This window comes from Clostridium intestinale DSM 6191, from assembly GCF_900130055.1.
In the GTDB taxonomy this organism is placed as follows: domain Bacteria; phylum Bacillota; class Clostridia; order Clostridiales; family Clostridiaceae; genus Clostridium_T; species Clostridium_T intestinale.
In genome coordinates, this window is record NZ_FQXU01000012.1 from 131185 (window position 1) to 149280 (window position 18096).

Genomic DNA, 18096 nt, shown 5'->3' on the forward strand with positions numbered 1-18096 from the left:
TCTTTTAGAACAATATTAATAAGCTCTTCTAGCAAAGTCTACAAATTTAAATTTATCAGGCCTATGTCTTGATTCTGTGTATTGAAATAGAGTTCCATCTTGTAAATAAACCATGGTATCTACTACAACTATCATATCATATCCTTCTAAGTCTAAATATTCTATATCTTCTTCTGAGCTTGATCTAACTGTTATCTCTTTTTTTGCAAATCCTATCTTTAGCCCCAGCTCTTTTTCTATGTAGTCATATATAGAGTTACTACATATCTCTTCAGTTAATTCTGGAATATATGTACTGTTAAAGTGGTCCTTATCTAATATAATTTTTTTACCACCAATTTCTCTTACTCTGACAACCTTCCAGAGCTTTTCATCATCTTCTAAAACTAACTTATTTCTTAAAAATTTATCACCTTTAGTTAGTTCTAAATTTTTAACTAAGGTTTTAGACTCCCCCTCCATACTTTCAGCCATTTCCTTAAAGCTTATTAAGCCAGATACCGGAAATTTATGCCTATTTATATCTAGGACAAAGGAGCCTTTACCTTTTACTTTATTTATATATCCATTGTGTTCAAGCATATTTAGTGCTTTTCTCACTGTATCTCTAGAGAATTTATATTTTTCCATCAACTCATTTTCCGATGGAAGTTTTGAACTAGGAGGATAACTTCCTTGTTCTATTTTTTCTATAATTTTATTATAGAGAGTTATATATTTACTATTCATATATTATCACCATAAATATTTTAACATGACTATATTTACTTCTCAACAATATACTCTTTTATATTTATTTTTCAATAATATATGCAATGGATTCATAGGGTCTAAGTTTAATATTTTTTAAATCTTTAGTAGAATCTTTATAATTAGATATTAATATATCTAACTTCTTATACTCATCTACAAATTCTTTTACATCTACATCTATAGTTTCTCCATAAAAGTTATTTAAAACTATAAGCTCCTTATTTTCATAACTTCTTATATACCCAAAAACCTTTAAGTTTTCTTCTAATATAGGTCTATAGTTTCCATAAGCTATAATATCATGCTCTTTTCTTAGAGATATTAGCTTCTTATAATGATAATAAACTGAGTCTTCATCTCTTAAAGAACTTTCAACCGTTATGTCTGTACTTTTACTTAATGGTATCCATGGAGTCCCTTCTGTAAATCCAGAATTTTTTTCACTACTCCATTGCATTGGTGTACGTGAATTATCCCTAGATTTAGCTTGTAGTATTTTTATTATCTCTTTTTCACTTTTTCCCTCTGACTTTAAAATATTATAATAATTAATTGATTCTATATCCCTATATTCCTCTATATTATCAAAATATGCATTTGTCATGCCTATCTCTTCTCCTTGATAAATATAGGGAGTGCCTCTTAACAAATGAAGGGTTGTAGCTAACATTTTTGCTGATTCCTTAGGATAGTTTTTATCATCTCCAAAACGTGATACTATTCTAGGCTGATCATGATTACACCAAAATAAAGCATTCCATCCTTTTTCCATTCCTATTTGCCATTCATTTAATAGATTCTTTAGTTTCATGAAGTCAAAATCCATCAAGGTCCACTTTTCACCATTTTTATAATCTACTTTTAAATGATGAAAGTTAAACACCATATCTAATTCCTGTTCTTGCGGATTTGAATATCTAACGCAGTTTTCTATACTTGTTGAAGACATCTCACCTACTGTGATTAAATCTTTATTTTTCCCAAAACTATTACTATTAAGTTCCTTTAAATATTCATGTATCTTAGGACCATCTGTATAGAATCTACGGCCATCACCTTCATAATCATTTATAAACTCTTCTGGTTTAGATATCAGATTTATAACATCTAATCTGAAACCTTTTACGCCTTTTTTTACCCAATAGTTAACAACATCATATATTTCTTCTCTAACAGCTTCATTCTCCCAGTTTAAATCAGCTTGAGTCTTATCAAATAGGTGTAAATAATACTCATCAAACTTTTCTACATACTTCCAGGTAGTTCCCCCAAATTTTGATATCCAGTTAGTAGGTTCTTTTCCATCTACAGGGGCTTTAAATATATAGTAATCTTTATATTTTTCATCTCCATTTAATGCATTTTTAAACCATTGATGTTCTGTTGAGGTATGATTAAAAACCATATCTAACATTATATCTATATCAAGTTTTTTAGATTCAGCTACTAATTCTTCAAAGTCTTCCATAGTTCCAAATCTTTTATCTATACTCTTATAATCCTCAACATCATATCCATTATCCTTCTGAGGAGATATATAAAAAGGTGTCAGCCATATATAGTCAACGCCCAAATCTTTTAAATATCCTAAACTAGTAGTAACTCCTTTTATATCCCCAAACCCATCTCCATTTGAGTCCTTAAAAGATTTAGGATATATTTGATAAAACACACTTTTTTTAAAGTCCTTCATATTTATTTACTCCTTATGCTTCAATTTATAGTACTAAAGGAAGGAACTAATTAGGTTCCTTCCTGTGAATGCAAATTATTTCTTAGCTAGTATTTTATTTTTATTAAATATTACAGTCAGTATAAATGGTACTACTATGGCTATAAGCATACTTATTGCAAATATCCCCATATATTTAGGCTGTATTGATAATATCCCTGGAAGTCCTCCAACACCTATTGAGTTAGCCATAACGCCAGCTCCTACTGAAACTACTGCCGCTGTAGCTGAACCTATCATTGCTGCGAAGAAAGGATATACATATTTTAAATTAATACCAAACATAGCAGGCTCAGTTACACCTAAATAACATGAAATAGCCGCTGGAATAGATACTTGCTTTTCATCTTCATCATGTCTATTTAAGAATATCATAGCTAGTACAGCTGAACCTTGAGCAATATTTGATAATGCTATCATAGGCCATAGGTTAGTTCCTCCAAATTCAGCAACTAACTGCATATCTATAGCATTTGTCATATGATGTAATCCTGTTATAACAAGTGGTGCATATGCAAAGCCAAATAAAGCTGCAAATAACCAATTTAATCCTGATGTTAATCCTGCATAAACTACAGTTGATATAGCTGAACCTATTTTCCAACCTATTGGACCTAATACAGTATGAGCTATTAAAACTGTTGGTACTAATGCTAAAAATGGAACTACTATCATAGATATATATTCAGGAACTACTTTACGTATATTCTTTTCCAAGAAGACTAAAACAAATCCTGCAAGCATAGCTGGAATTACTTGTGCTTGGTATCCTATCATCTGAACTTTTGCAAAACCAAAATCCCAGAAAGGAATTTCTGTAGCTCCAGCCACTCCATAAGCATTTAAAAGCTGAGGTGAAACTAAAGTAATACCTAATACAATTCCTAATATTTGAGTTGTGCCCATCTTTTTAGATATTGACCAAGTGATTCCTACTGGTAAGAAGTGAAATATAGCTTCTCCAATAAGCCATAAGAATGCATGAGTTCCTGCCCAGAACTGAGATACTTCAACTAAACTTTTAGTGCCTCCCTCTAGAAGTTTTATATCACCTATTACATTACGGAAACCTAATATCAGACCTCCAACTACAAGAGCTGGTATAAGTGGTGCAAATATTTCTGCTAAATCAGCTAATAATCTTTGGAAAACATTCATATTTCCCTTAGCAACTGATTTTACTTGATCTTTACTTACGCCGTCTATTCCTGCTATTGCTGCAAAGTCGTTGTAAAAAGTTGAAACTTCATTACCTATGATAACTTGAAACTGTCCTGCTTGAGTGAATGTGCCTTTCACACTCTTTAAAGCTTCAATAGATTTTACATCTGCCTTTTTAGGATCTACTAGAACAAAACGCATTCTTGTAGCACAATGAGTTACTGCTGATATGTTCTCTTTTCCACCAACAAGTGCTAATAACTCTTGAGCATCATTTTGAAATTTACCCATTAAAAAAACCCCCTAAAATATTTATAATTCCAGAAACAGAAAACTTTTTGCAATCTAAACATATACGTACAAGTTCTCTATGTTTTAATTATAACTTGTACGTATATGTTAGTCAATACGTTTTCATTATTTATTTCAAAAAATAAAAAAACCTAAGATATATAGATTTAATTATAATCTTAGGTTTTCTCTCTATATTATTTTAAATATTCATCTCTCAAAATACTCATCATAACTGTATCGCTATATTTTCCTTGAAAGAAATATCTTTTTCTTTTGCGTCCCTCTTCTATAAAACCACAAGAAAGATAACATCTTATTGCTCTTAGGTTATAATCCACAACCTCTAATTCTACTCTATGAGCATTATTATTCACAAATAAATAATCCACTAACGTTTTTATAGAGTCTTTTCCATATCCTCGTCCCCAGAACTTACTTCCTATAGTTATCCCTATAGAATACACATCTAAAGTATCTTTTATTTCCTTATAAGTTATATACCCTACTAAAACATCTTTTTCATTTATTATAGAAAGTCTTTTTCTTTCAATATTAAACATATCATCAAAATGCTTAAGCATATACTGTAAAGGTGGTAATGTAGACTGCCCACCATCATACTCTCTAACCTCTGGCTCAGAACATATATTATAAATTCTACTTACATCTTTTTTCTCTACTAACCTTAAATAAACTTTATCACCCTTTAGCAATATCCCACCTTCTTACTAGCAAATTTTAACTGACCATTAATATTATATTCTTCTTATATATTTATCTCAATGTACTTCTGTGACTATATTAATTAATGTTTTTAAATCTATTTAAAATATCTATCATTATATTATTGTTCTCTTACTTTTTTATTTTTCTTTATAAGAAAGTTCTCAAGTACAAAATAACTTAAATCACATTTTCTTTTATAAATAAAAAAAGAACAATTTAAAATTGTTCTTTGGCGGAGAAACCGGGATTTGAACCCGGGCGCCGGTTGCCCGACCTACGCCCTTAGCAGGGGCGCCTCTTCAGCCACTTGAGTATTTCTCCAAGCTGAAAATATCTTTAAATTATAATGGCGGAGAAAGTGGGATTCGAACCCACGGTACGCTCACACGTACGCCGGTTTTCAAGACCGGTGCCTTAAACCAACTCGACCATCTCTCCATTTTTCACAAAATTTATTATATCAACCAACATAGTATTAGTCAATAGTTAAATGTTTTCTGATCCAGCTTAGTATATCCTCATATACCTCTTTTTTTCCTACTTCATTTAATATCTCATGCCTCATTCTCTCATACAACTTTATATCTAAATCCTCTATTCCTACTTCTTTATATTTTTCATAACATTCAATAACCATCTTACCTTCATTTCCTACTACATCTTTTTTACCTGATAGTAATAATATAGGAAGATCTTTTGGTGTCTTTTTTATATTTTTAATGTTTGTTATATAATAAAGCCCTCTAAACATTTCTTTAAAGGCATTACTAGTGAATATATATCCGCAATAAACATCTTTTTCATATTCATCTACTACTTTTTCATCTATACAAATCCAATCATATTTTGTTCTATGGCTGCTTACTTTTCTATTAAAAGCTCCATAAGTTAAATAATTTATGAATTTACTTCTATATCTGTTTCCATGTATTTTTATATATATATCAGAAAGTGTTATTGCAAACTTTAAAAGTAATCTATTATTATGAGCTGTACCACTTAGCACAACTCCCTTTACAGTGTTTCCATATAAAGTAGCGTAATGCCTCGCTATAAAAGAACCCATGCTATGACCAATCATAAATATAGGTAAGTTAGGGTAATCATTAGTTATTAGTTTATTTATTTCTAAAACATCTTCAACTAAAATTTCCCATCCATTTTTATCCGCAATAAAACCTAACTCCTCTTCACTTTCTGCTGTCAATCCATGTCCTCTATGATCATTAGAATAAACTACATATCCATTTTGAACTAAAAAACTACTAAAATCTCTGTATCTCCCTGAATGTTCACAGGATCCATGAACTATTTGAACTATTCCTTTTATATTCTCTTTATTTTCTGGTTCCCATTTATATAATGACAATTCTTTAGAGTCTCTTGATTTATGTTTTATAATATTTTCTCTCATCTCTTTACTCCTAATATATCTTATAAATATTTTAAAATTAACAGGAATGTAATTATAAATATTATAACAAAAAAATACACTGATATAAATATCAGTGTATTTTTGGCGGAGAAACCGGGATTTGAACCCGGGCGCCGGTTGCCCAACCTACGCCCTTAGCAGGGGCGCCTCTTCAGCCACTTGAGTATTTCTCCAAGCTGAAAATATCTTTAAATTATAATGGCGGAGAAAGTGGGATTCGAACCCACGGTACGCTCACACGTACGCCGGTTTTCAAGACCGGTGCCTTAAACCAACTCGACCATCTCTCCGTATGTTACAACAATTAGTATTATATCAACGAGCTTATGTAATGTCAACATCTTTTTAATAGAAATTTAAGGGCAACTAATTTAAAAATATTAGTCACCCTCTTAATTAATTAATTTTTTTAGCAAAATTTGAATATTTAATACTTCCTGCACTAAAGAATATTAATGCAAACAATAATAAAATAAACACATTTGGAAACAATACAGATTTTTCTATACTTCCTAATGACCAATAAAATGGTGTGAACTTTGCTAATGTTGCCATAATTCCTTCTGACTTTCCACCTGATTCTATAGTATTAATATATACAAAGAACATTAGTAGTGATGTTAAATAAACTACCAAGCTTGCCACACCTTCATTTTTAAACAATCTACTAATCATTATTCCTAAACTTATAGATACCAAACTCATCAATGAAATATTTAAAAGCAGCATCCCACAATTCTCAAAATTATATTTAAATATAGTATTAAGAACTACAAATGAAGCTGTATAGAAAATTATCTGCACTAACCACATGGAAATATAAATACTTCCCATTATTTCATAACCTCTATTATTTGTAGTTAAAAATCTTTCTAATATTCTCTGTTTTCTAAGTCTTAATAAGTCAACAGTTATGTTTGCAGAAAATGTTACTAAAAAGAATATTATTAAAACTATAGGCATAAATGACTCAGTTGATAACAACCCTTTGTGCATATTATATTCTACATTTACTATATTTTTATCTAATTCACTTTCCTCATTTATTACATTATTATCTTTAAACAATTTTATCTTCATTAGATTATTTATATCTTTCTCAAGCTTAGATTCAAATATTAAAGTACTATTTCCCTCTTCGATCTTATAAGAATTAACTATAGGCTTAATTCCTTTATTTATATTTTCAGTGAAATTCTCTGGAATTTCATACACAGCTATAGATTCATATTTTTTTAAATCTTCTAGAGCCTTATCCTTATCAGAATATATGCTATTTACATCTAAATCTTCTATTAGCTTATTCCCTAAATCACCTTTATCTAAATTTACTATAGCTGCCTTTATATCTAATCCACTACTACCTTTGCCAGCTAACACATTTACCATTCCTACACAGACTATGGGAACTACAAACATCATTACTATATTGGCATAATCCCTGATGTATTTTTTACAATTTACTAATACCATTCTAATAAATTTCATCCACTATTCCTCCCATCTAAGTCTTACTTTAGTTATACTTATTAAATATGCAGCTATTGATATTGCTAACATCAATATTAATTCAGTAGAGATATCCTTAATAGAATTAAACAGCATACATTTTCTATATGCATCTGTAATTATATCCCCAGGTGAGAACTTAGCTATAGTTAAAAATACTTTATTAGATATTTCCTTTAACGGTATAAATCCTCCACCAAATATAATTTGAAAATATATAAACAGAATTATTACTATCTGTGAAACCTTTTTGCTTAAAAATGCAATTATCAATCCTGACAGTGCAGTTATAAGTATGCTTTGTACTGATAATAAAACTATTATATTAATCAAAGATACTCCTTTAAATGCAAACCCTGCAATTCTAGAAACTATAACATATATACCTCCATATACAAAGCTAGACATAAAAAATATTAATAAATCAAGTTTAAAAAATGTTTGTTTAGTTATTGATGTAGACATCAATCGTTTAAAACTTCCATTTTCTTTATCTAGATGATATCCTGCAACACAGCCCATAATTATAGTAAAAAGCATAAAAGTCATCATAGATGCAGATTGGTTCTCAAAGGATGTAAGAACTCTTTCAGCTTCTATTTTATTGCTTTTTATAGAAGTTGTTTCATTTATTGATTTTAATGTTGCTGTTATTTTATTTATTATTTCTTCATTATCTCTTAAATCCATATTATTATTTACTATTAAAGATTCCGTTAAGCTTTTTCCATATTGCTCTATTAATGACTTTATTATTACTTCATTTTGTCTTGATACTCTATTTTTTTCATCTATAGTAATTGTAGTATCTTTAAGCTGGAGTAAATCTTTTTCATAATTTTTAGGAATATTAATTATATAATCTCCATTGTCAGATATATTAAACAGATTTTTCAATTCATCAGAACTTAGTAAACTTATAAAATTTTTAGATACATCGCTTTTATCTTCATCTACTATAGAAATATTTATCGCATCTATTTTTGTCTCAGGCTTGTATAAGTCTCTTTGAAAATACCCCATTACCCCTATTAACAGTAATGGAAATACTGCATACATTAGTAATACTTGCTTCCATTGTGCCAGTAACGCTTTAACTGTAACTTTTATAGTAGCTTTTACTTTCATTTTTAGCCCTCCTAATCCCTTAATTTCTTGCCAGTAAGTGCTAGAAAGACCTCTTCTAAAGATGCTTCTTCTATATTTAAATACTTTATTTTCTTTCCTTCTTTGCTTACTAAATTCAATAAATCTTCTATTTTAAAAACTAATTCTCTAACTAATATTTTTATATTATCTTCTTCTCTAAAACAATCTTTTACCCCTTTTAATTCCTTTATTTTAACTATAAATTCCTCGTTATAATCATCTATTTTTAATTTTATTGTTCCATTTTCACTAGACATAGCCTTTATGATAGATTTTGATCCAGATGCTATTTCTTTCCCTAAATCTATTATAAATATGCTGTTACACAAGTTTTCTACTTCTTCCATATAGTGAGATGTGTAAATTACAGTTGTTTTATTTTCTTTATTGATTCTTTTTATGAACTCAAATATATAATTTCTTGATTGAGGATCAACTCCTACTGTAGGTTCATCCATAATTAATACTTTTGGTTTATGCATTATAGCTACAGCTAGATTTAATCTTCTTTTCATTCCTCCTGAGAATTTTTTGACTTTTTCCTTCCTTTTATCTACTAATCCAGTCACCACTAAAGCTTCTTCAATTCTTTCCTTTAGCAGCTTTCCACCCAACCCATAAAAGGCTCCAAAGTATTCTAAGTTATCATAGGCAGTTAATTCTTCCATAAGAGCTAGCTCCTGAGGCACAAGTCCTATTAGCCCCTTAGCATCTAGTGGTTGCTTCTCTATAGAATATCCACCTATATTTACTTCTCCACCATTACTTTTTAATAATCCAGTAATTATATTTATTAATGTAGATTTTCCTGCTCCATTAGGTCCTATTAAACCAAATATATCTCCTTCTTCGATATTAAAGGATATATTATCTAAAACCAACTTATCATCAAATCTTTTTGTAATATTTTTAACTTCTATATAATTCATAAAAAAATCCCCCTTTAGTACTTTAATAATATTTTAAAATACTAAAAGGGGATTTACTATTATCCTAAGTAACTATAAGCCGTTACTTAAGTCACTATTCATCTGCTATATCATTTTTAAATGCAAATATAGTTAATTGTGTTCTATCTCTTAACGATAATTTTGATAATATATTACTTATATTGTTCTTAATAGTTCCTTCTGATAGAAATAACCTCTCTCCGATTTCCTTGTTAGATAGTCCATTTGCTATTTCTTTTATAATATTAATTTCTTTAGAATTTAAATTGTATCTTATTTTTACATCTTCTAAATTCTTTTTATTAGTTTTTAGTCCTGATCCTAGCATTTTATTAGCAACTTCTTGATTGATTACTATTGTACCTTTTATACATGCCTTTATTCCCTCATATATTAAGTCGTAATCACTATCTTTAAGTATATATCCTGATGCCCCATATTTTAAGGCTTCTTGAATATATTCTACATCATTAAATGTTGTTAATATAAGAATTTTTATATCCTTAAACTGTTCTTTTATAAGTTTTGTTCCTGTAACTCCATCACACTGAGGCATTCTTATATCCATTAAAACTACATTAGGAGGATTTTTTTTACAAGACTCTAAGGCTTCTCTTCCATTAGAACAAACATCTATTACTTCTATATCATCATAGCTTTCTAATATAATTTTTAATCCGTCTCTTATTAACTTTTCGTCATCTACCAATATTAGTTTTATCTTACTCAAGATTCTTCCTCCTGTGAATAGATTTTTAATTTTTCTTTTTTATCTAATTCTATTCTTACTAAAAATCCATCATTAGGTTTTGTATAATAATCAAAGGCACCACCTATTTCCTCAACTCTTTCTCTCATGCTTCGTAGACCTAGCCCTTCAATTACCTTATCTTTACCTATTCCATTATCCTTTAATGCCACTATTAAACTATATTCGTTAAATGCCATTGTTATTTTTATTACAGTGGATTTCCCATGTCTTAATGAATTAGATAAAAATTCTTGTATTATTCTATATATTACGAAGGTTTGATCTGAATTTAATGCCCACTTTTCCTTTGTAAATGATAATCTTACATCTACTCCTGTAAGTTTTTTAAATTTATTTATTAACTCATCAATGATTATAATTCCTTCATAATTTTCAAATTCTTTAGGTTTTATTTCTCTTACTGCACTTCTCACATCATTTAGACTTTTTTGAGTAAATTCTCTAAGATTAGCTGCTAATTGTTTTCCTCCAGTAGGGTTTTTATCTACTACTTTCTCAATAGCACCTAATTGTATAATAATTGTAGATAGAGCATGCCCTACACTGTCATGTATTTCTCTAGACAGCCTATTTCTTTCTCTTAACAGAGTTATTTCCTCAATTGAACTTGCATACATCTCTAAATCATTATTAGCCTTTTTAAGCTTATCTTCCGATATTCTAAGCTTATCATATAATTCCTGTGCCTCTATTTTCTTATTATATTCATCATTTATAAAATATAATATTAAGATTAATATTATAACTATACTCATATTCATTATCTGAGTATCTAATGGATCTTTTAAAGATAACATTATTCCTTCAAATGTTATTAATACATTTAGTATAGTTTTTATTGGGTTCTTAAAGAGTATGTTACTATCCAAGGCTACTAATACAAGATATGCGAACAGATATCCACCTATATATTTGTAGCAAAATATTATCATAGCTAATTCTACGATAAAAGACAGGCATCTATAACTTATCTTATCCAACGAAAAGAACCTTAGTTGATTGTTTATTATAAATGTAAGGACAAAAACTATTTCGATTTTATCTATATCATTTTTATGCATTACTATACTTGCAATGATAATAAGTAGCAATGAATATCTAATTACTGTTAATAATTTCTTATTCCACATAAATCCTCCTTATAATCTTAAAAAGATTATATCATAAAAAAACATCTAGAAATTCTTCTAGATGTTTTATCTTACATAAAATAAAAAAGTTAGCTAAAATCTTAGCTAACTTTTTGGCGGAGAAAGTGGGATTCGAACCCACGGTACGCTCACACGTACGCCGGTTTTCAAGACCGGTGCCTTAAACCAACTCGACCATCTCTCCAAGTCTCACAAAGACTATTTTACCAAAAAAAATAATTATGTCAATACTTATTTGTGTTTTTATTATAATTATATATTTTTAATCTTTATCAACATCTCTGGTACATATAATATCCACTCCAGTATTTAGTATATTTGAGCAGATACTATCGCCTATTTTTATTGGAGTACTTATATAAAGTCTACTTAATACTTTAGAAAATTCTTTCCAAAGATCTACATCTATCTCTTCTGTACTTTTAACTGGTATAACCTTATATTTATTACTACCTTTAGTTCTTACCACACTTGTAAATATATCTTTTCTTCCCATATTTACACCCCATCAAATTCTTTAATCCTAGCTGCTAAAACCCTCGAACCCTTGGAATCCTTAACTATGTCTGTTGATTTTTTATTTAATTCTTTAGAAAGTATATCAATTACTTTATTTATACAATATGAACCATGACAATTACCAAATGTAGCTCCTGTTCTTCTCTTAACACCCTCTACTGTCCTCGCACCTAAAGGTCTTCTAATAGAATCAACTATTTCACCTTCAGAAATCATATTACATAAACAAATTATCTTCCCGTATCTAGGTTCTAACTTTATTATTTCATTGCGTTCTTTGTTTGATAAATCTTTAAATCTATAATAATCCCTTCTTTTATCTACAAAATTTTTCTTTAAAGAACATTTTAGATTATTTACTATAGTCTCACATAACATCTGAGATAAAGCTGGAGCTATAGTAACTTCACCATAATGATTTCCTGTAACACTTATATATCCTTTAGATATTTCACTTTCATCTATAAGCATTGAATCTACATTAAATTCATCAGAAAACATATGATTCACATCTTTTTTTGATAAATTAGGCAATATAGTATTTGATGTTTTTATTATTTCATCTAAATTTAAAGTAACATCACTTTTCACTGCTATAAGTGTTCCTGATGAAAATGTAGGTGTTTGAAATATAAACCCATTAGTATCTAACTCATTTATCACTAAACTATTAACAGTATCCTTAAAATCATGATCTAATAAGAGATAATACAATTTCTTATCTTTTCTTTTCTCTTCAGCATTAGTATTATAATTTAAATCATATTGTTCACTAGGTATTGTATTAATAACTACTCTACAATTAAATTTATTTTTATTTGTGGTTACTCTAAATCCTTTAGCTGCTTTTTGGATATTTAGTACTGTTTCTTCTAACCTAAAAAAAACACCATTATCAGCAGCTACTTCAGCGTAAGCTAATGCTAAGTCATAAGGACTTATTATTGCTGTATTTTGAGAATATAATGCTTTTTTTATAGGAACCTTCAAATTACCGTTTAATTCTTTTGCATGTTCCTCTTCTATTAAATGTATATCCTTTATTCCTCTTTTTATTGCCCTATCATATATCTTATTTAATTTTTCTACTGACTTATCTGTTTGAGCTATTCTCATAGATCCTATTCTTTTGAAAGGAACATCAAATTTTAATGCTATTTCTTCAATTAATTCATTCCCCATGTATTCTAATGATGACATAAGATTATTAGACGCCTCTGATCCGTCATAAACTATAGCTGTATGAACTGATGATAGATCATCAGCTATATCATAATCCCTTTCTATTAGAGCTATATTTAAGTTATATTTAGATAACTCATAGGCAGCGGCGCATCCTATTACACCACCACCTAATATAAGTATGTCGTAATCCATAAATCTAACCTCAACTTTTCCCTTTTTGTTTATTACTTATTTAACTTTTCTATGGCTTCTCCTAGCTTCTTTATATATTCTCCATATTCAGCCCAATTTCCTTTTGTTTGCGATTCAATTGCTTTATTATATAAATCTTGAATCTCTATACTAGTTTCTCTTTGTTCTTCATTTATAGTATTTTCATTTATTATTTTTTCTTTATAATTAAATAAGCTTTCTAATGCTTTATTTAAATTTTCTTCCATAACTATTTTTTTACCATCTGATAAAATAATTCTCTTCATTTCTGGTATAGTTTTTTCTACATCTGCCTTAAGATAAATTGGAAGCATATATATAAGGGAATTTTCTATAGGTAATATTACAGTCTCACCATATTCAACTTTGGAGCCTTTACCTTCCCATAAAGAAATTTCCTGCGAAATATATGGATCTTGTAGTATCTGATTTCTAAATAAGTATGGTCCATAGATAGTTTTCTCAGGTGAAAATTTAAACAATACTAATTTTCCATAATTTTCTCCATCCATTCTTGCACCTAACATAGAAATCATATTCTTCTTACTTTTCATATTAAAGTAATTGAATAATACCATCTCTTCATTTTTCTCTCCAGGCAATTGTGTCACAAGATATAAACCTTCATTATTATTTAAGCTTTCTTTAGCATCCGAGCTATTACTAGAAACTTCCCATACATCTTCTAAAGTAAAAAACTCTTTAGGGTCTTTTATATGATAGGTTGATAACACGTTGCTTTGAATATCAAATATCTTCTTAGGATATTTAAAATGACTTTGTAATCCTGAAGGAATTTCTTCTTTATTTTTAAATAATCCTCTAAATATTTTAGAATATCCTAAAACTATAGGATCTTTTTCATCTACAATATAATAATTAGTTTCTCCTGATGAAGCATCTATAACAACTTTAAATGAGTTTCTAATATAATTTATTCCTCCATATGGCTGAGAGTAAGGAAAATTATTAGCAGTTGTATATCCATCAATAACCCAATATAACTTGCCTTCATTTATTACCATATAAGGATCTTCATCATATTCTAAAAAAGGAGCTATCTTTTTTACTCTCTCTAATATATTTCTATTAATTAAAATCTTGCTTTCGTTTGTAATATTTCCAGAGAATAAAATTTTAAAATTTTGCTCTCTTAAACTAAATAATATTCTATTAAATAGGCTTAATTTTATGCCACCTTTATCATCATACTTATAGTTTGTATCTCCATTTTCTTTAGGGAAATCTAATTCACCACTTGAGGTATTTACTATTGCATAATCATTTGTAACTTCACCAAAATAGATTCTAGGATTTTTCAAATATATATTAGTAAGATTTTCAGTGGGCAAATTTTTCATCAAAAAATCTGGCTGCCCCTCATCTGTAACCTTATTTACTTTACTCATAACCACTCCATACCCATGTGTATATACCATGTGATTACTCTGCCAATTATCTATGGCTGATGTTTCTATCTCTCTTGGTGCCAAAAATACTTGTGTGTATTTGCCATCTATAATATAGCGATCTGTATCTATATCTAAAAATTTATAATAACTTCTTATTTCTTGTACTTGATTATAAAAGTTTAAAACTGGTCCTGGAGAGTTTACTTTAAGATTTGATATTATTTGTTTATTATTTTTTATTTTAGTACTGTTTAAATCCATTCCTGGATCAAAATCTTTTTCTTCTATATTATTTATATTAAACCCTTCATTGGTTGCATCTATGTTATAAGATATATAAGGGCTTTCATATTCTATTTCATTAGGTTTTACAAAGAATTTATACACAATATTATATATTAGTGGCTGTATTATTATTAAAAACAATATTATTCCTGTAAAAAATATCAGTGGCTTAAATTTATTTCTTCTTAGCATAATAAATGCGATAATTGATGATATTATTGAAACTATTATTATTACTTTATAAAAATTTAGTGTTATATTTATATCTGTAAAACTAGCACCAAATGATCCTCCATTATTACTATATAATATATAGAAACTTTTCAATATATATCCTATCCCTATAAGAAATATAAGCATAGATACTAAAGTAGCTGCTTGTTTACCTAATATTTCTTTAAATTCTTTTAAATGCTGACTAAATTTCATATAATTTTTATTTATAGCATATTTCTTTAAACTAATAAATACATAAATCCCTATTGTTATGATTAAAGCAATAAATAAAATATCTTTAAAAAAATTATAAATTATATCTATTAATGGTAATTTAAATATATAAAAAGATGCATCTATATTAAAGATAGGATCTTTATAATTAAAAAGATTTGAATTCGTAAATAATAATATATTATACCAATATTTCACAGAAGCATTTATAGATATAATAAAGGAGATTATTATATTAAAAACTAATACAGCTTTTCTCAATTTAAATAAACTCTCAGATTTAAATTCTTTCTCTATACTTATTAATATACTTTTGCTCAATAGATATATTAATACAAAACATGATAGGAATAAGGGTCCCATAAGCTTTAATACTGCTAGCATTTTTGTAAGATACACCTTTATATAACCTACTTCTTGAAACCATTCAATATCTATAATAAGCTTTGTTGACGATATTATTAAGGCTAATATCATAAACAAAATCCCTATTAGTATCAAAAACTGTTTTTTCTTCATCTCCTTACCCCCGCTAATCTTTTAATATATATCCAGCCTTTTCTAGGTTTTCTATTATTAGTTGCATATCTTTTTCATTATCAGTAGATATGGTATGAAGATGAATCCCTTCAGTCAATGCTGATAAGGGTCTAGCTTTATTCTTTTTATATAAATCTATAAAATTATCTAAATCATTCAAATTTCTGATCATTAAATTTGCTTTTATTTCGCCATATATAGGATGTTCTATTATAACATCTTCAATTATTCCACCAAACTTTATAACTATCTCTAGTTCACTTACCATTTCTTCTTCTTTATGAGCTAAAGCTAAAACTTTCTTATATCTTGATTCTTCTTTTGTTATCATATAACCTTCAGGAGTAGCTATTATATTAACGCCTGCTGCTCTTATAATAGCTATGTCTTTAACTATAACCTGTCTAGTTACGCCAAAAATATTAGCCAATTCTACACCTTTAATTGGCCTATGTATTTTAGCTATATGACTTATAATCTCTTTTCTCCTAATTAAACTGTTCATAAATTCACCCCATATTAAATACTAATTTTTATTATCATAATATTGTACTATCTCTAGTAACTTATTAGAAGTATCTTTTTTTATGTGATGGTTCTCTATTATCTCTAAAAACTCATCATCATATTTTGAACTTTTCCTCAATATGTCTGATCCTATTTTAGGATGATTATAATATATATCTATACTTTTTATATTATCATACTTTTTTATTTTTCCTTTAGTTATTTTATCAAATATAACAATTACAGATTTTTCAATTACATTAAGAGGTCTTTTTATTTTTCCTATATCATGAAGTAGCGCTAACTTTAATATTCTATCTTTATCAACATCAATATCTACAGAAACTTCGTCATTTACTTCTGGTATATTATTTAAATTCTCTATATGCTTTAGAATATCCTTTGATACTCTAACACAATGATGTTTATCCGTTTTCTTTAAAAGAGAGAATAGTTGTATCTCATCTTCATCTAAATACTTTTTTATGTACTTATCATCTAATGATTTATATAAAGATTCAACTGCCCATATAAATTGTTTTATTCTATATAGCATCTCTAAACAATCCTCCTTAACCTTTATATTACAAAAAAAGCTATGAACAATTGTTCATAGCTTTTCATTGGTGGAGATAAAGAGATTCGAACTCTTGACCCCCTGCGTGCAAGGCAGGTGCTCTCCCAGCTGAGCTATACCCCCAAAAAATGGTGGACCTTCAGGGACTCGAACCCCGGACCTACCGGTTATGAGCCGGTTGCTCTAACCAACTGAGCTAAAGATCCTCATGTAAACTGGCGACTTCCTACTCTCCCACACAGTCTCCCATGCAGTACCATCGGCGTAATAAAGCTTAACGATCCTGTTCGGAATGGGAAGGGGTGTTACCTTTATGCCATTATCACCAGATTTACTTGTCAGTTACATGTTACATTGACTATTATATAGTGCTGTCAAAGCTTTGTCAACACTTTTTCAAAGAAATTATTCTCTGAAAATTGCACATAAGTGAGGGTCTAAATCTTCGATTTAGTCCTTCGAACTTACTCATTAGCTTTAGCTAAGGAGTTTCCTTCTAAATAATATATATTCCAGTTAACTTTTGGTCAAGCCCTCGATCTATTAGTATGAGTCAGCTAAATATGTTACCACACTTACACCTCTCACCTATCAACCTTGTGTTCTTCAAGGGATCTTACTAGATTACTCTATGGGAAATCTTATCTTGAGGTGGGCTTCACGCTTAGATGCCTTCAGCGTTTATCCCTTCCCGACTTAGCTACCCAGCTATGCTCCTGGCGGAACAACTGGTACACCAGAGGTCAGTCCATCCCGGTCCTCTCGTACTAAGGACA

At 28.8% G+C, this 18096-nt stretch carries 15 protein-coding genes, 7 tRNA genes and 2 rRNA genes; all 24 read right to left on the reverse strand.

What is annotated here, in order from left to right; all coding sequences use genetic code 11:
• Nucleotides 1–15: 15 nt before the first annotated feature.
• Nucleotides 16–729 (reverse strand): trehalose operon repressor, encoded by a 714-nt coding sequence (gene treR, locus BUA92_RS17705; RefSeq protein WP_073021810.1) that lies wholly within the window; start codon nt 727–729, stop codon nt 16–18.
• A 64-nt stretch (nt 730–793) separates the two neighbouring features.
• Nucleotides 794–2446 carry an alpha,alpha-phosphotrehalase gene (gene treC / locus BUA92_RS17710; RefSeq protein WP_073021812.1) on the reverse strand — a complete coding sequence of 551 codons (1653 nt, stop codon included), beginning with the start codon at nt 2444–2446 and terminating at the stop codon, nt 794–796.
• A gap of 75 nt (nt 2447–2521) precedes the next feature.
• Nucleotides 2522–3937, reverse strand: coding sequence for a PTS system trehalose-specific EIIBC component (treP, locus tag BUA92_RS17715; RefSeq protein ID WP_073021814.1), 1416 nt, complete (start codon nt 3935–3937; stop codon nt 2522–2524).
• Between the two features lie 197 nt (nt 3938–4134).
• Nucleotides 4135–4653, reverse strand: a complete 519-nt coding sequence (locus BUA92_RS17720; RefSeq protein WP_073021817.1) for a GNAT family N-acetyltransferase — start codon at nt 4651–4653, stop codon at nt 4135–4137.
• Between the two features lie 243 nt (nt 4654–4896).
• Nucleotides 4897–4987, reverse strand: a tRNA-Ser gene (locus BUA92_RS17725).
• A gap of 26 nt (nt 4988–5013) precedes the next feature.
• Nucleotides 5014–5104 (reverse strand) — tRNA-Ser (locus BUA92_RS17730).
• Between the two features lie 37 nt (nt 5105–5141).
• Nucleotides 5142–6080 (reverse strand): alpha/beta fold hydrolase, encoded by a 939-nt coding sequence (locus BUA92_RS17735; protein ID WP_073021819.1) that lies wholly within the window; start codon nt 6078–6080, stop codon nt 5142–5144.
• A gap of 103 nt (nt 6081–6183) precedes the next feature.
• Nucleotides 6184–6274: transfer RNA gene (locus tag BUA92_RS17740), tRNA-Ser, on the reverse strand.
• 26 nt (nt 6275–6300) lie between these two features.
• Nucleotides 6301–6391 (reverse strand) — tRNA-Ser (locus BUA92_RS17745).
• Nucleotides 6392–6497: 106 nt separating this feature from the next.
• Nucleotides 6498–7589: an ABC transporter permease gene (locus tag BUA92_RS17750; protein WP_073021822.1), complete on the reverse strand. Its 1092-nt coding sequence runs from the start codon at nt 7587–7589 to the stop codon at nt 6498–6500.
• Between the two features lie 3 nt (nt 7590–7592).
• Nucleotides 7593–8738 carry an ABC transporter permease gene (locus BUA92_RS17755; protein ID WP_073021824.1) on the reverse strand — a complete coding sequence of 382 codons (1146 nt, stop codon included), beginning with the start codon at nt 8736–8738 and terminating at the stop codon, nt 7593–7595.
• A gap of 11 nt (nt 8739–8749) precedes the next feature.
• Nucleotides 8750–9688 carry an ABC transporter ATP-binding protein gene (locus BUA92_RS17760; RefSeq protein WP_073021826.1) on the reverse strand — a complete coding sequence of 313 codons (939 nt, stop codon included), beginning with the start codon at nt 9686–9688 and terminating at the stop codon, nt 8750–8752.
• 94 nt (nt 9689–9782) lie between these two features.
• A complete protein-coding gene (locus tag BUA92_RS17765) occupies nt 9783–10439 on the reverse strand; it encodes a response regulator transcription factor (RefSeq protein ID WP_073021828.1) in 657 nt (218 codons plus the stop codon).
• Nucleotides 10436–11611: a sensor histidine kinase gene (locus BUA92_RS17770; protein ID WP_073021830.1), complete on the reverse strand. Its 1176-nt coding sequence runs from the start codon at nt 11609–11611 to the stop codon at nt 10436–10438. Before BUA92_RS17770 ends, BUA92_RS17765 begins: the two co-directional genes overlap by 4 nt.
• Nucleotides 11612–11725: 114 nt before the next feature.
• A tRNA-Ser gene (locus BUA92_RS17775) sits at nt 11726–11816 on the reverse strand.
• Between the two features lie 78 nt (nt 11817–11894).
• On the reverse strand, nt 11895–12128 hold the full coding sequence (locus tag BUA92_RS17780) for a DUF1667 domain-containing protein (RefSeq protein WP_073021832.1): 234 nt from the start codon (nt 12126–12128) through the stop codon (nt 11895–11897).
• A gap of 2 nt (nt 12129–12130) precedes the next feature.
• A complete protein-coding gene (locus BUA92_RS17785) occupies nt 12131–13528 on the reverse strand; it encodes an NAD(P)/FAD-dependent oxidoreductase (RefSeq protein WP_073021834.1) in 1398 nt (465 codons plus the stop codon).
• Nucleotides 13529–13560: 32 nt separating this feature from the next.
• Nucleotides 13561–16215 (reverse strand): UPF0182 family protein, encoded by a 2655-nt coding sequence (locus BUA92_RS17790; protein ID WP_073021836.1) that lies wholly within the window; start codon nt 16213–16215, stop codon nt 13561–13563.
• Nucleotides 16216–16228: 13 nt separating this feature from the next.
• Complete coding sequence (locus BUA92_RS17795; protein WP_073021838.1) at nt 16229–16741, reverse strand: transcription repressor NadR; 513 nt, start codon at nt 16739–16741, stop codon at nt 16229–16231.
• A 21-nt stretch (nt 16742–16762) separates the two neighbouring features.
• Nucleotides 16763–17299, reverse strand: a complete 537-nt coding sequence (locus BUA92_RS17800; RefSeq protein WP_073021840.1) for an HD domain-containing protein — start codon at nt 17297–17299, stop codon at nt 16763–16765.
• Between the two features lie 68 nt (nt 17300–17367).
• Nucleotides 17368–17443, reverse strand: a tRNA-Ala gene (locus tag BUA92_RS17805).
• 6 nt (nt 17444–17449) lie between these two features.
• Nucleotides 17450–17526: transfer RNA gene (locus tag BUA92_RS17810), tRNA-Ile, on the reverse strand.
• Between the two features lie 7 nt (nt 17527–17533).
• Nucleotides 17534–17650, reverse strand: a 5S ribosomal RNA gene (rrf, locus tag BUA92_RS17815).
• Between the two features lie 193 nt (nt 17651–17843).
• Nucleotides 17844–18096, reverse strand: a 23S ribosomal RNA gene (locus BUA92_RS17820); the annotation flags it as partial.

Bases quoted from the DNA above. Each gene is read 5' to 3' on its own strand.
- treR (WP_073021810.1), bottom strand. From the start codon at position 729: ATGAATAGTAAATATATAACTCTCTATAATAAAATTATAGAAAAAATA.
- treC (WP_073021812.1), bottom strand. From the start codon at position 2,446: ATGAAGGACTTTAAAAAAAGTGTGTTTTATCAAATATATCCTAAATCT.
- treP (WP_073021814.1), bottom strand. From the start codon at position 3,937: ATGGGTAAATTTCAAAATGATGCTCAAGAGTTATTAGCACTTGTTGGT.
- BUA92_RS17735 (WP_073021819.1), bottom strand. From the start codon at position 6,080: ATGAGAGAAAATATTATAAAACATAAATCAAGAGACTCTAAAGAATTG.
- BUA92_RS17750 (WP_073021822.1), bottom strand. From the start codon at position 7,589: ATGAAATTTATTAGAATGGTATTAGTAAATTGTAAAAAATACATCAGG.
- BUA92_RS17755 (WP_073021824.1), bottom strand. From the start codon at position 8,738: ATGAAAGTAAAAGCTACTATAAAAGTTACAGTTAAAGCGTTACTGGCA.
- BUA92_RS17760 (WP_073021826.1), bottom strand. From the start codon at position 9,688: ATGAATTATATAGAAGTTAAAAATATTACAAAAAGATTTGATGATAAG.
- BUA92_RS17770 (WP_073021830.1), bottom strand. From the start codon at position 11,611: ATGTGGAATAAGAAATTATTAACAGTAATTAGATATTCATTGCTACTT.
- BUA92_RS17780 (WP_073021832.1), bottom strand. From the start codon at position 12,128: ATGGGAAGAAAAGATATATTTACAAGTGTGGTAAGAACTAAAGGTAGT.
- BUA92_RS17785 (WP_073021834.1), bottom strand. From the start codon at position 13,528: ATGGATTACGACATACTTATATTAGGTGGTGGTGTAATAGGATGCGCC.
- BUA92_RS17790 (WP_073021836.1), bottom strand. From the start codon at position 16,215: ATGAAGAAAAAACAGTTTTTGATACTAATAGGGATTTTGTTTATGATA.
- BUA92_RS17795 (WP_073021838.1), bottom strand. From the start codon at position 16,741: ATGAACAGTTTAATTAGGAGAAAAGAGATTATAAGTCATATAGCTAAA.
- BUA92_RS17800 (WP_073021840.1), bottom strand. From the start codon at position 17,299: ATGCTATATAGAATAAAACAATTTATATGGGCAGTTGAATCTTTATAT.